Origin of the sequence: Microbacterium sp. ABRD28, from assembly GCF_003850245.1 — a bacterium.
GTDB lineage: Bacteria > Actinomycetota > Actinomycetes > Actinomycetales > Microbacteriaceae > Microbacterium.
Map to the genome: position 1 here is coordinate 1989822 of NZ_CP031015.1, position 13546 is coordinate 2003367.

Annotated in this window: 12 protein-coding genes; 9 read left to right on the top strand and 3 right to left on the bottom strand. The window is 69.5% G+C overall.

Annotated features, from left to right (window positions below; genetic code table 11):
• Positions 1–34 precede the first annotated feature (34 nt).
• Positions 35–2308 carry a RelA/SpoT family protein gene (locus DT073_RS09630; RefSeq protein WP_124293191.1) on the top strand — a complete coding sequence of 758 codons (2274 nt, stop codon included), beginning with the start codon at positions 35–37 and terminating at the stop codon, positions 2306–2308.
• Here the strand turns inward: DT073_RS09630 and DT073_RS09635 are convergent.
• The 3 genes from DT073_RS09635 to DT073_RS09645 form a co-directional block, all read right to left on the bottom strand.
• A complete protein-coding gene (locus DT073_RS09635) occupies positions 2287–2856 on the bottom strand; it encodes a type IV toxin-antitoxin system AbiEi family antitoxin (RefSeq protein ID WP_124293192.1) in 570 nt (189 codons plus the stop codon). The two genes, DT073_RS09630 and DT073_RS09635, sit on opposite strands and share 22 nt — an antisense overlap.
• A gap of 61 nt (positions 2857–2917) precedes the next feature.
• Positions 2918–4186: a DUF349 domain-containing protein gene (locus DT073_RS09640; RefSeq protein ID WP_124293193.1), complete on the bottom strand. Its 1269-nt coding sequence runs from the start codon at positions 4184–4186 to the stop codon at positions 2918–2920.
• A gap of 99 nt (positions 4187–4285) precedes the next feature.
• Complete coding sequence (locus DT073_RS09645; RefSeq protein ID WP_124293194.1) at positions 4286–4636, bottom strand: superantigen-like protein SSL4; 351 nt, start codon at positions 4634–4636, stop codon at positions 4286–4288.
• A gap of 161 nt (positions 4637–4797) precedes the next feature.
• On the opposite strand from DT073_RS09645, the gene DT073_RS09650 reads away from it, so the two are divergent.
• From DT073_RS09650 to DT073_RS09685, 8 genes are all read left to right on the top strand, one after another.
• Positions 4798–6111 carry a replication-associated recombination protein A gene (locus tag DT073_RS09650; protein WP_124294454.1) on the top strand — a complete coding sequence of 438 codons (1314 nt, stop codon included), beginning with the start codon at positions 4798–4800 and terminating at the stop codon, positions 6109–6111.
• Complete coding sequence (locus tag DT073_RS09655; RefSeq protein ID WP_240638566.1) at positions 6108–6647, top strand: tetratricopeptide repeat protein; 540 nt, start codon at positions 6108–6110, stop codon at positions 6645–6647. Before DT073_RS09650 ends, DT073_RS09655 begins: the two co-directional genes overlap by 4 nt.
• 285 nt (positions 6648–6932) lie before the next feature.
• Positions 6933–7562, top strand: coding sequence for a 30S ribosomal protein S4 (rpsD, locus tag DT073_RS09660; protein WP_124293195.1), 630 nt, complete (start codon positions 6933–6935; stop codon positions 7560–7562).
• A gap of 108 nt (positions 7563–7670) precedes the next feature.
• Positions 7671–7952 carry an ATPase gene (locus tag DT073_RS09665; protein ID WP_124293196.1) on the top strand — a complete coding sequence of 94 codons (282 nt, stop codon included), beginning with the start codon at positions 7671–7673 and terminating at the stop codon, positions 7950–7952.
• Between the two features lie 67 nt (positions 7953–8019).
• The gene (alaS, locus tag DT073_RS09670; protein WP_124293197.1) at positions 8020–10680 is read left to right on the top strand and encodes an alanine--tRNA ligase; all 2661 of its coding nucleotides are present in this window, start codon (positions 8020–8022) and stop codon (positions 10678–10680) included.
• Positions 10677–11144: a Holliday junction resolvase RuvX gene (gene ruvX, locus DT073_RS09675; RefSeq protein WP_124293198.1), complete on the top strand. Its 468-nt coding sequence runs from the start codon at positions 10677–10679 to the stop codon at positions 11142–11144. Before alaS ends, ruvX begins: the two co-directional genes overlap by 4 nt.
• Complete coding sequence (gene mltG, locus DT073_RS09680) at positions 11144–12694, top strand: endolytic transglycosylase MltG (RefSeq protein WP_124293199.1); 1551 nt, start codon at positions 11144–11146, stop codon at positions 12692–12694. The genes ruvX and mltG overlap by 1 nt, the downstream gene beginning before the upstream one ends.
• The gene (locus DT073_RS09685) at positions 12688–13545 is read left to right on the top strand and encodes a shikimate dehydrogenase family protein (RefSeq protein ID WP_124293200.1); all 858 of its coding nucleotides are present in this window, start codon (positions 12688–12690) and stop codon (positions 13543–13545) included. The genes mltG and DT073_RS09685 overlap by 7 nt, the downstream gene beginning before the upstream one ends.
• Position 13546 lies beyond the last annotated feature (1 nt).

Consider the following 13546-nt stretch of genomic DNA (forward strand, 5'->3'; position numbering starts at 1 on the left):
CGTAGGATGAGGTGTCCAGCGGAGGGAGGGGTCAGTGACCGAGACCGTCCCGTCCGCCCCGGCACACCCCTCCGCCCAGGCGACGTCGTCGCTGCGACGGCTCGTGCCGAGGATCTTCTCCCGCTCCGCGCGTCGCGACGACGTCGAACGCCTGCTGCGCACGGTCCGCACCCACCATCCCAAGGGTGATCTCACCATCATCGAGCGGGCGTACACCGTCGCCGACGGAGCCCACGCCGGGCAGACGCGCCAGAGCGGCGAGCCGTACATCACTCATCCCCTCGCAGTGGCGCAGATTCTCGCCGACCTCGGCCTGGGCCCGAGGGCGATCGCCGCCGCCCTTCTCCACGACACGGTCGAGGACACCGGCTACCCCCTCGACACCCTTGCTGCCGAGTTCGGCGACGAGGTCGCCATGCTGGTGGACGGCGTCACCAAGCTCGACAAGGTCAAGTACGGCGAGAGCGCTCAGGCAGAAACCGTCCGGAAGATGATCGTGGCGATGTCGCGCGACATCCGGGTCCTCATCATCAAGCTCGCCGACCGCCTTCACAACGCCCGCACCTGGGGCTTCGTCCCGCCCGAGAAGGCCAAGAAGAAGGCCACCGAGACCCTGGAGATCTACGCGCCGCTCGCGCACCGGCTGGGTATCCAGACGATCAAGTCGGAGCTCGAGGACCTGTCCTTCGCCGTTCTGCACCCGAAGCTCTACGCCGAGATCGACAGTCTCGTGAAGCAGCGAACCCCGCAGCGGGAGCAGTACGTCCAGAGTGTTATCGAAGCGGTCGAAGGAGACCTCCGCGACCTGCGCGTACGCGGTCGGGTCATGGGTCGGCCCAAGCAGCTGTACTCGGTGTACCAGAAGATGATCGTCCGCGGCCGTGAGTTCGACGACATCTACGACCTCATCGGCATCCGCATCCTGGTGGGAAGCGTCCGAGACTGCTACGCGGTGCTCGGCGCGATCCACGCGCGCTGGACACCGCTGTCCGGCCGGTTCAAGGACTACATCGCAACCCCGAAGTTCAACCTCTACCAGTCGCTGCACACCACCGTGATCGGGCCGGCCGGCCGCACGGTCGAGATCCAGATCCGCACCAACGAGATGCACCAGCAGGCCGAGTACGGTGTGGCGGCGCACTGGAAGTACAAGGAGCGGATGAACGGCGGCAAGGCCGACGCCAAAGCCGTCGACGCCGACATGGCGTGGCTCGCCCACATCTCCGACTGGCAGGCCGAGACGGCCGACCCGGGCGAGTTCCTCGACTCGCTGCGCTTCGAGATCGGCGCGAAAGAGGTGTACGTCTTCACGCCCAAGGGCCGCGTCATCGGGCTGCCCTCGGGGGCGACGCCGGTGGACTTCGCCTACGCCGTCCACACCGAGATCGGCCACCGGACGATGGGGGCGAAGGTCAATGGGCGGCTCGTGCCGCTGGAGTCCGAACTCAACAGCGGCGACGTGGTCGAGGTGTTCACCTCGAAGAATCCCGATGCGGGTCCGAGCCAGGACTGGCTCGGGTTCGTCAAGAGCACCCGCGCCCGCAACAAGATCCGCGGCTGGTTCACCAAGGAGCGGCGCGAGGAGGCGGTCGAGCAGGGGAAGGATGCGATCGCCCGGGCGATGCGACGACAGAACCTCCCGCTCCAGCGCCTGATGAACCAGGATTCCTTCACCGAGGTCGCTCGGCAGCTGCGCTACGAGGACGTCTCGGCCCTGTACGCCGCGGTCGGCGAGGGACACGTGTCGACGCAATCGGTGATCGAGAAGGTCACGGCGCTCGTGAGTGCCGCCGAGGACACCTCTACGGGTCCGATCGACCTCCCGGCTGTCGGCCGGTCGCGGGCGCCCCGCGGCGGCGAGTCCGGGGTGCTGGTCCGTGGCGCGCCCGACATCCTCGTCAAGCTCGCCAAGTGCTGCACCCCCGTTCCCGGCGATGAGATCGTGGGTTTCGTCACGCGGGGGAGCGGCGTGTCGGTCCACCGTGCGGACTGCACCAACGTGAGATCGCTGAAGGAAGACCCCGAGCGTCTCATCGAGGTGGAGTGGGCCCCGACCACCAAGAGCGTGTTCCTCGTCCAGATCCAGGTCGAGGCGCTCGACCGCTCCGGGCTGCTCAGCGATGTCACGCGCGTGCTCAGCGAGCATCACGTCAACATCCTGTCCGCGACGGTGTCGACCTCCAACGACCGGTTGGCCATCAGCCGATTCGTGTTCGAGATGGGCGACACCGTGCACTTGGATCGCGTGCTCAACGCCGTGCGGCGCATCGATGCGGTCTACGACGTCTACCGCGTGACATCTTCCTGATCGGTCGGACGAGCCGCCAGTTCGGCGAGGAGATCGAGGGCACGCCGCTTGTGCGGCACCCGTCCTCGGCTGGTGAGGTGTCGGTGTGCGGCCTCCGCCAGACCCGGTCTGAGCCCGCGGAGGTCGGCGGCGGCGCGGGTGTGGAGCTCGTCGCCGACCAGGCAGAGGTCGGAGAGGGTCCGCGCGGGTGTGGTCACCCAGACCCCGCCGATGCGCTCGACGTCGCCGCGATCGAGCGCCATGTCGCGCACGAGGACGCGCCGGTCGTGCACGGTGGTCACCCGACGGGCGACGGCCCGCTGCACCGTGTGGCGGGCAGGCGGTTCGGCGATCGCGCCGTGGATCCAGGCGGCGCTGAGATGGGTGGCCGCGAACAGATCGGTGAGGATGCCGCCGAGCGACCCTGCCCGCAGCGCCGCCGTCTCCACCGCGTCGGCCGGCATGTATCCGTCGCCGACCTCGATGACGTCGCCGTCCAGGCGCGCTGCTGACAGCTCGGTGGCCGACAACCGGTCGCCCGGGAGATAGAGGAAGCGCGACGTGGGCATGGCCGCGAGTCTGCCGCGGATGGGCCCGCGGTGGGTCGCCCTGTGGAGAGCCCGCCGGTGGTCAGCCGCCGAGTGCCCGCAACCAGGCCTGCCGGGCTTCGAGGGCTTCCTTGGCCTTCGCCACCGCCCGGGCATCTCCCGATGCCTCGGCCGACGCCACCTCGGCTTCGAGCTTGGCGATGGCGTCGGTGAGCTGACGGGTCATGTCGTCGGCGCGAGCCTGCGTCTCAGGGTCGTTGCGCTTCCACTCGACCTCTTCGCGCGACCGCACGGCCTGCTCGATCTTGCGGAGCTCGTCGTCGAGCGAACGCTCGGCGTCGCGAGGGAAGATGCGACCGATCTCATCCCACTTCCGCTGGATGCCGGTCAGCAGCGAACGGGCCTTGGCGACGTCCTTCTCGTCCGGGATCGGGCGGGCTTCGGCCAGCAGGGCCTTCTTCGCCTCAATCTTCTCCTTCGATGCTTCGGCGTCGGCTGCTTCCCGTTCGCCGCGTGCGGCATAGAGCGCGTCGCCGGCGGCCTTGAACCGCGCCCAGAGCGCGTCATCCGCCTTCTTTCCGGCGCGCCCTGCGGATTTCCACTCGTCCAGCAGGTCGCGATAGGCGCCGATGCCGTCCTCACCGCGCGGGGCGAGGGCTTCGGCGCGTTCGATCAGCCGCGTCTTGCGGTCGCGGACGGACTTGTGGGCCTCGTCGAGCTCGGCGTAGAACGACCGGCGGTGCTTGTCGATCGTGGCACGGGCGTCGCGGAAGCGCTTCCACAGCTGCTGCGCGGTCGAGCGGGGCAGTCGCGGACCGCTCTGCTGCTGCGACTGCCACTGGTCGAACAGCGCGGACAGCTCGGTCGAGACCTGCTTCCACTGCACCGATCGCGGATCGCGGGAGGCGAGCTCCTCTGCCCGTTCGACCAGGGCGGTACGCTCCTTCACGGCCGCGTCCACAGCCTCGCGGGCTGCCGCGGCCTCGGACGCCGAGGCTTCGGCGAGCGAGGCGGTGAGGGTGGCGACCCGCGCCTCGAGGGCGGCGAGGTTTCCCACCGCGGCGGCGCCGCTGATCTTCGCCTGCAGAGAGGTCGCGGTCGAGCGGAGGTCGCTGGCCGACGCGCCACCGCGGCGGTGGCGGACCTCGAGCAGCGTCACCTCGGAGGCGAGGTCGCTGAATTTGCGCTCGAAGTACGCCAGGGCCTCGTCGGGCGAGCCGTCGGGGAACTGGCCGACGACGCGCCATCCGTCCGACTCTCGCACCGATACGGTGCCGTCTTCGTCGACGCGGCCCCAGGGCTGGTCGTCGGTGGGGGTTTCCGGGCTGGTGGGGTCTGCTGCGGCAGTCACGGGATGCACCTCATCGCGGCCGAGGCCGGGTGTGGGGGATGGACGCGCCCCAGCCTAGTACGGCGTCGCGTCGGGACGAGGGGTTGTGCCTCGGTGCGCCTATTGATCCGCGGGAGCGGAGGGATCACCGCTCGGCTCGCCCGTCGGCTCGCTGCTCGGCACCGGAGTCGTCTCGAGCGGGGTGGGCTCGGGCGTGGACCCGTCGGACGGGCTGGGCACCGAGGTCTGGGTCGGCGAGGGGGCGGGTTCGGGTGCCCCGGGTCCGACGGTGAAGTAGGCGGTCTGCGCGGCGACGATCCCCGCGATCAGCAAGCCGCCGGCGACACCGGCGATGAGGTTGTCGCGGCGGCGTCGGCGTTGCTGTCCCTCGTGGAAGCTTTGGCGGGCCTGGTAGAGCCGGGCTCGCTCGCGTTCCGCGCGGGACGCGCGATCCTTGCTTCCGGTGGCCACCGATCCTCCTTCGGTCCCGGCGGTCCCGGGCGCAATGATCCTATGCACAGCGCCGGGGGGCCGCCAAACGCGGGGGAGGCGGTGTCGGCGGTCGCCGTTAGCCTTGGGGAGTGAGTGATACGGCGGGTCTCGTGCGCAGCCACACGCCCCTCGCCGTGCGGATGCGCCCCACTTCCCTCAGTGAGGTCGCGGGGCAGGGGCACCTGCTGCGCAAGGGCTCGCCCCTGGTCACCCTCGCCGACCCCGAGGCGACGGGGACGACGGCGACGTCGGTGATCCTCTGGGGCCCGCCCGGCACCGGCAAGACGACCCTCGCCCAGGCGATCGCCCGCTCGTCGGGCCGGCGCTTCGTCGAACTCTCCGCAGTGACGGCCGGCGTCAAGGATGTCCGGGAGGTGATGCAGGACTCCCTCACACAGCGAGACCTCTACGGTCAGTCGACGATCCTCTTCCTCGACGAGATCCACCGGTTCACCAAGGCGCAGCAGGACGCGCTTCTCCCCGGTGTCGAGAACGGATGGGTGGTGCTCATCGCCGCGACCACCGAGAATCCTTCGTTCTCGATCATCTCGCCGCTGCTGTCGCGCTCTCTGCTGCTGACGCTGCGTCCCCTCACCGACGCCGATCTCGGCATGCTGATCGACCGCGCCGTGGATGATCCGCGGGGGCTGGCCGGCAGGCTCGTCCTCGACACCGAGGCGCGGGACGCCCTGGTCAGACTGGCGTCCGGCGATGGCCGGCGCGCCCTGACCGCTCTGGAAGCGGCGGCGTCGCTGGCTGAGCGGGACGCGACCGGGATCGACGATGCAGACGACGACGCTGCGGAATCGGATGCCACGGATCCGACGATCACCGTCGACCACGTCTCGCAGGCCGTCGACCGCGCGCTGCTGCGCTACGACCGTCAGGGGGACGAGCACTACGACGTCATCAGCGCGTTCATCAAGTCGATCCGCGGCTCCGACGTCGACGCGGCGATCCATTACCTCGCCCGCATGATCGAGGCCGGCGAGGATCCGCGCTTCATCGCCCGGCGGCTGATCATCTCGGCATCCGAAGACATCGGCCTGGCCGATCCGCAGGCCCTTGTCATCGCGGTCGCCGCCGCCGATGCCGTGCAGTTCATCGGCATGCCCGAGGGCCGTATTCCGCTCGCCGAGGCGACGGCGTACCTCGCTACGACGGCGAAATCGAACGCGGCCTACGTGGCGGTGGACGCCGCCATCGCCGACGTCCGCGCAGGCGGGTTCGGCCGCGTGCCCGTGCATCTGCGTGACGCGCACTATCCGGGGGCGAAGCGTCTCGGCCACGGCAAGGGGTACGTCTATCCCCACGACAGCGAGGTGGGGGTGGTGGCTCAGCAGTACCTCCCTGACGAGCTCCGCGGGAAGCGGTACTTCCAGCCGACGAACCACGGCCAGGAGCGAGACGTCCAAGCGAGGCTGGAGAAGATCAGAAAGCTGCTGGGAAAGTGAACACGAGTGAGGCGCTCGAGGATCGCCTCGAGCGGTTCTGGGAGACGGCGGGCGACCGGCCCGGCGCCGAGCTGTCCGGGATGCTGGAGACGATCCTCTCCGAGGAGTCGGCGGCGACGGGACGCGCTCTCTTCGAGCGCGCGTCCCTCCACGACTACCTCGGCGACGAGGCTGCCGCCGTGCCGCTGTACCGCGCGGCTCTGGACGCCGGGCTCCCCGCTGCGCACCGGACGCCCGCGATCATCCAACTGGGCAGCTCGCTGCGCAATGTCGGGGATGTGTCGGCGGCGATCGCACTGCTGCAGACCGTTGATGCCGAAGACCCGCTCTTCCCGGCCGCCCAGGCGTTCCTCGCGCTGGCACTCCACGATGACGACAAGCCCACGCCGGCCCTGCGCACCGCCCTGGCAGCACTGGCGCCCACCCTGCCCGCGTACCAGCGGGCGGTGTCGTTCTACGCCGATGACCTCGCTTCCCGGCAAGGGGCGCAGGCGCTCGACCGACGCGCAGCCGAGCGCGAGATCCTCGAGCGGTAGTGGGCGCTCCACTTCACGAGGCGCCCATGCGCACCTCCGCCGTTGAAATCGATCGCGGCGCCGTCGGTTTCGACGGAGAAGGTGGATCCCCGCCGCGGGAAGCGCCGGGAGGGTGCTGAGGGTCGATCTGGTAGGCTTGACCGGCTTGAAACACCGTTTTCGGGCATCCCCTCTCTTCTTCACCGACCTTCCGGCATGCCCCGGCGTGCAGTCCGGAAGGGCGAAGAGGGGCGATACGTCCGCGAGCCGTGAAAGACACGGCAGCGTCATCGAAAGGAACACTTCGTGGCTACGAAGTCCCAGGACCGCCGCAAGGTCCGCCTGTCCCGCGCCCTCGGCGTCGCCCTCACTCCGAAGGCCGCCCGCTATCTCGAGAAGCGTCCCTACGCTCCGGGCGAGCACGGTCGCACCAAGCGCAAGGCCGACAGCGACTACGCCGTCCGTCTCCGTGAGAAGCAGCGTCTGCGCGAGCAGTACGGCATCCGCGAGAAGCAGATGCGCAACACGTTCAACGAGGCTCGTCGTACGCAGGGCCTGACGGGTGAGAACCTCGTCGAGCTGCTCGAGATGCGCCTCGACGCCCTGGTGCTGCGCTCGGGCTTCGCCCGCACCACCGCGCAGGCCCGTCAGATGGTCGTGCACCGCCACATCCTCGTCGACGGCCAGACCGTCGACCGCCCGTCGTTCCGCGTGAAGCCGGGCCAGACCATCCACGTCAAGGCCAAGAGCGAGGGCACCGAGCCCTTCCAGGTCGCTGCCGCCGGCGGACACGCCGACGTGCTGCCCCCCGTTCCGGGCTACCTGCAGGTCGAGCTCGACAAGCTGCAGGCGCAGCTCGTGCGTCGCCCCAAGCGCGCCGAGGTCCCCGTCGTCTGCGACGTCCAGCTGGTCGTCGAGTACTACGCCGCGCGCTGACGCTCGTCGGCTGCGTGCCTCTCGGAAGGCGTCGGGTCACCCCGGCGCCTTCCGTCGTTTCCGCCTACGATGAGACAGTGCCGCGCCCGCGGCGGAGGAAGTGGTGTGATGAGAAGTCTCCTGTGGTTCTTGATCGGGATCATCGGCGGGTTCGTCGCCGCCCATGTGGTGAACAAGAACCCCCGTGGAGCCGAACTCCTCGCCGAGGTCGACGCCCGCATCTCGGAGTTCACCGACCGCATGGGCGACGCCTACCGCGACCAGCAGGGACGCTTCGCCGATACCCTCGACGACCTCGGTGACGCTGCCGAAGACGCCGTCGAGGCGGCTGCAGACGCAGCCGGTGAGGCACTGGCCAAAGCCAAGGCTGCCGCAGCGTCATCCGACTGACCCGTCGCCCGATCCGCCATCCGCCCGCTCCGCGGGCGGATCACCCACGTCTTCCTGAGGACTTCGCATGAGAACCGCTGAGATCGCCCAGCGCTACCTCGACTACTTCGAGCGCAATGGCCACACCATCGTCCCCTCGGCTTCGCTCGTCAGCGACGACCCGTCACTGCTGTTCACCGTCGCCGGCATGGTGCCCTTCATCCCCTACCTGACCGGAGTGGTGCCTGCGCCCTATTCCCGTGCGGCGGATGTGCAGAAGTGCATCCGAACCAACGACATCGAAGAGGTCGGCAAGACCCCGCGACACGGCACGTTCTTCCAGATGCTCGGCAACTGGTCCTTCGGCGACTACTTCAAAGAGGGCGCGATCCGCTACGCGTGGGATCTGCTGCTCTCCTCCGAGGCCGACGGCGGTCTCGGGTTCGACGAGAAGGACCTGTGGGTCACCGTCTACGAGGACGACGACGAGGCCGAGTCGCTCTGGCGCACCGTGGCCGGCATCTCGCCCGACCGCATCCAGCGCCTCGGTCGCGACTCCAACTACTGGAGCACCGGGCAGCCCGGCCCCGCCGGCCCCTGCTCGGAGATCTTCTTCGACCGTGGTCCGGCATACGGCATCGACGGGGGTCCCGCGACCGACGACGACCGGTACGTGGAGATCTGGAACCTCGTGTTCATGCAGTACGCGATCACGAACGTCCGCTCCAAGGTCGACTTCGACATCATCGGCGAGCTCCCGCAGAAGAACATCGACACCGGCATGGGTCTCGAGCGCGTCGCGTTCCTCAAGCAGGGCGTGGAGAACATGTACGAGACCGACCAGGTGAGGCCGGTGCTCGATCGTGCGGTGGAGCTGTCGGGCCGTCGCTACGGTGCCGTGCATGACGACGACGTGCGGTTCCGCGTCGTGGCCGACCACGTGCGGTCCTCGCTCATGCTCCTCGCCGACGGTGTGACCCCGTCCAATGAGGGCCGTGGATACATCCTCCGGCGACTCATGCGCCGGGCGGTCCGGGCCATGCGCCTGCTCGGAGTGGATGCTCCGACCTTCCCCGAGCTGTTCGCGGCGTCCCGCGACGCGATGAAGGCCGCCTACCCGAACCTCGAGGCCGAGTACTCCCGGCTGTCCGCCTACGCCGTCGCCGAGGAGGAGACGTTCCTTCGCACACTGGCCTCGGGATCGACGATCCTCGACCTCGCGGTCACGGCTACCAAGGACGCCGGAGGAACGAGCATCCCGGCCGCTGACGCCTTCCTGCTCCACGACACCTACGGGTTCCCGATCGACCTCACGCTCGAGATCGCCGAGGAGGCGGGGCTGAGCGTCGACCGCGCGGCTTTCGACACCCTCATGCAGGAGCAGCGCTCTCGGGCGAAGGCCGACGCCAAGGCGCGCAAGCGCGCCATCGCCGACCACAGTGTCTATCGGGAGTTCCGTGCCCGGGGAGAGACCGCGTTCACCGGTTACACCGACCTCGAGACCGAATCCACCGTTCTGGGCGTCCTCGTGGACGGGGTGTCGGTCGACCGTGCACGCCAGGGCGAGATCGCCGAGGTCATCCTCGCCGAGACGGCGCTCTACGCCGAATCGGGCGGTCAGGTCGCAGACAAGGGTGTGATCGTCGGGCCCGGCTACGAACTCGACGTGATCGATGTGCAGCGTCCGGTTCCGGGCCTCATCAGCCACACCGTCGAGGTGCGCACCGGCGAAGTCGGGGTGGGTCAGCCGGCGACCTCGGTCGTCGATGCGGCGAACCGTCGCGCAGCGATGCAAGCGCATTCGGCGACGCACCTCGTCCATGCGGCTCTCCGCGACACCCTGGGACGATCCGCGACGCAGGCCGGGTCGCTGAACCGTGCCGGGTATCTCCGTTTCGACTTCACCTGGGGTCAGGCGCTGTCGCCGGAGACGAAGTCCGAGATCGAGGAGATCGCCAACAACGCGGTGCGTGACAATCTCGAGGTCACCACGCGCGTGCTCTCCCTGGATGAGGCCAAGGAACTCGGCGCGCTGGCGCTGTTCGGCGAGAAGTACGGCGACACCGTACGGATGGTCGACATCGGTGGCCCCTGGTCGCGCGAGCTCTGCGGCGGTACCCACGTCGATCGCAGCGCCGAGGTCGGGATCATCAATCTCGTCGGGGAGTCGTCGGTGGGTGCCTCCAACCGCCGTGTCGAGGCCCTCGTCGGTGCCGACGCGTTCCGCGAGCTGGCGGCGGAACGCGCCATCGTGTCGCAGTTGACCTCCACTTTGAAGACCCCGCGCGACCAGCTGCCCGCTCGCATCGCCGATCTTGCCGCGAGCCTGAAGGCCGCCGAGAAGAAGATCGCTCAGCTGGAATCGAGGGCGCTCGGCGAGCGCCTCCCGAACCTCGTGGCCGCCGCTTCCCGTCAGGGGGCGTATGCGGTCGTCGCTGAGAACCTCGGCACCGCCTCGAGCGCCGACGACGTGCGGGCTCTGGCTCTCCAGGTGCGCGAGCGGCTCGGCGCTGATGCCGCCGTCGTGGCCCTCAGCGCCGTCGTGGGGGAGCGTCCGGTCGTGATCGTGGCGACGAACGACGCCGCGCGCAGCGCGGGAGCCCGTGCGGGCGTCCTCGCCAAGACCGCCGCAGGCGTCCTCGGCGGCGGCGGCGGTGGTCGTGACGACCTCGCCCAGGGCGGGGGGACGGATGCTGCGGCGCTGGCCGCGGCGATGGACGCCGTCACCCGGGTGCTCGCCGAGGGATGACCGGTTTCCGGCGAGGCGCCCGCCTCGGGATCGATGTCGGGAAGGCACGTGTGGGGGTCGCGCGCTCCGATCCGGACGGGCTGCTCGCGACTCCGGTGGAGACCGTCACCCGTGATGAGCGGGCGATCGCCCGCGTGCGGGACCTCGCGGACGAGTACTCCGCAGTGGAGCTCATCGTCGGTCTCCCCCTGAATCTCCGCGGCGAGTCGACGCCCTCGACCGAGGATGCGCGGGCGTTCGCGGAGGAGCTCGCGAAGGTGTCGGCGGTGCCCGTGCGCCTCGTGGACGAGCGTCTGACCACCGTCTCCGCGCATGCGGTTCTGCGAGATTCGGGCAGATCGCAGCGTTCTTCTCGTAGCATTGTGGACCAGGCCGCGGCCGTCGTTCTGCTTCAGCACGCCCTCGATGTGGAGAAGCGGCAGGGACGACCGCCCGGAACCCCCGTCCCCCAGGAGCCCGCCTGATGCCCGATCACCCGTCGTCCGAGGATCCGTTCGCGGATCTTTTCGGGAAGCTGCCCGACCCCCGCACGCGAGACTCCCGCCGGACGGAGGGCGCCCCCGAGACCTCCGGGGCGGCGGATGCGACCGCCGGAGGTCATGCGTCTGCACCGCCGGCGAGCGAGGACGCACCCCGACCGGCGGACCCACCGCCGTCCCGCCGAGCCGCTCGCGAGGCGGCCACGCGATCCACCGATGCGCCGTCCGCGCCGGTCCCCGCACCCCGAAGCGATCCGGCTCCGATTCCCGCGGCACGTGTCGCGCAGACGCCGGCGTCCGTCGGCGTCGCCTCCACCGACCCGTCGAGCAGGGAGAGGGGTTCCACCCGCACCGCGACCCGGCCGGCCGGTACCGCGACCCTCGAGGACCTGTTCACGGGCGAAGCCACCACCGAGGCCCTCGGTTCTCCGCCGCCGAAGCCGGATCGGCGCCGCCGTCGCATCGGCGCGGCGATCGCCATCGGGCTGGTGCTCGCCATCATCGGCGGCATCGTCGTCGGCGGCCTGTACGTCTGGAGCACCTACGAGTCCCAGATCCGCGAAGTGATGGGCTGGGAGGAACCGGCCGACTTCGAAGACGGCCTCGCGAACGGTGAAGCACTCGTCACGATCGTCTCGGGTGACACCGGCCAATCGATCTCTCAGACGCTCTTCGAAGCGGGCGTCACCAAGACCTCCGACGCCTTCTACGACTACCTGATCGACAACGGTCGGAGCCCCACGTTCATGCCCGGCGTGTATCGCCTGCAGTTGCAGATGACCTCCGAGGCGGCGCTCGCAGCGATCGAGAACCCGGAGAACAAGCTGGAGAACTCCGCGCTCATCCCCGAGGGTCAGACGGCGGAGGCGACCCTGGAGGTCGTCTCCGAAAGTCTTGGCATGCCGCTGGAGGAGCTGCAGGCCGCGGCGGCCGACCCCGCCGCGTACGGCGTCCCGGCCGACAGCCTGGAGGGGTGGCTCTTCCCGGCGATGTACACCTTCGATCCCGGCGTCACGGCGACCGACGTCATCCAGACGATGGTGAACCGCACCGTGCAGTCGCTGGATGCCGCGGGGGTCCCCGTCGACGACCGGCAGCGGATCCTCATCATCGCTTCGATCATCCAGAGGGAAGCCCGCTACGAGGCTGACATGCAGAAGGTTTCGCGGGTCATCCAGAACCGACTGGATCCCGGCAACCAGGAGACCTTCGGCAAGCTGCAGATGGACTCCACCGCCCAGTACGGGGTCGGCGAGAGCCGCGAGGGCGTCGTGAGTTCGAGCGAGGAAGCCCTGACCGATCCGAACCCGTGGAACACGTACGTGCAGGTGGGGCTGCCCATCGGCCCGATCGCCAACCCCGGTGACGTCGCGATCAACGCCGCGATGAACCCCGCGGACGGCCCGTGGCTGTACTTCGTGACCGTCAACCTCAACACGGGCGAGACGATCTTCACCGAGACCTACAACGAGCATCTCCGGTATGTCGAGCAGTGGCGGGAGTGGTGCAGCCAGAACCCCGACGCGGGATGCTAAGCGCCGACGCCACGCGCCTGGCGGTGTGGGGCGATCCGATCGCACACAGCCGATCCCCGCAGCTGCACACCGCCGCCTATGCTCTGCTCGGCCTGCCGTGGACCTACGAGCGTCGACGGGTCTCGGAGACGCAGTTCGGCGCCGCACTCGCCGATACGACGGAGACGTGGCGCGGTCTGTCGTTGACCATGCCCCTGAAGCACGTCGCCGCGAAGGCCGCGACCGTCCTCGACCGTGCCGCGCAGCTGAGCGGCGCGGTGAACACCCTGGTTCCCGGCGATGCCGGAATCCGCGGATTCAACACCGACGTCGCCGGGCTCGTCGCGGCGATCCGCGAACAGGGGATCGAACGGGCCGTGCACGGGACGGTCCTGGGTGCGGGAGCGACCGCGACCTCGGCACTTCTCGCGCTGGAAGCACTGGGAGCGAGAGAGGTCGAGATCCGTGCGCGCCGCCCCGATGCGGCCGGCCATCTCGTCGCCCTCGGCGCGAGCCTCGACCTGCACGTCACGGCAGTACCCCTCGACGCGCCCCGCACGCATCCGGATGCCCGAACCGACCCCGCGCTGACCATCGCCACCCTTCCCGGAGACGCCGAGCTGCCGGCATCCGTCCTCGACGCGGTGGTCGTACCCGGGGGCCTGCTGGTCGACGTCGTCTACGGCTCGTGGCCGACACCGCTCGCGGCGGCGTGGGAGGGCGCGGGCGGCCAGGCTGTCTCCGGGTTGCCGATGCTCCTGCATCAGGCGGTGCGTCAGGTGCGGATCTTCACCACCGGCGACGTCGACGAGCCGCTTCCGTCAGAGTCCGTCATCGTCGCGTCGATGCGCCGAGCCCTCATGGAAGACTAGG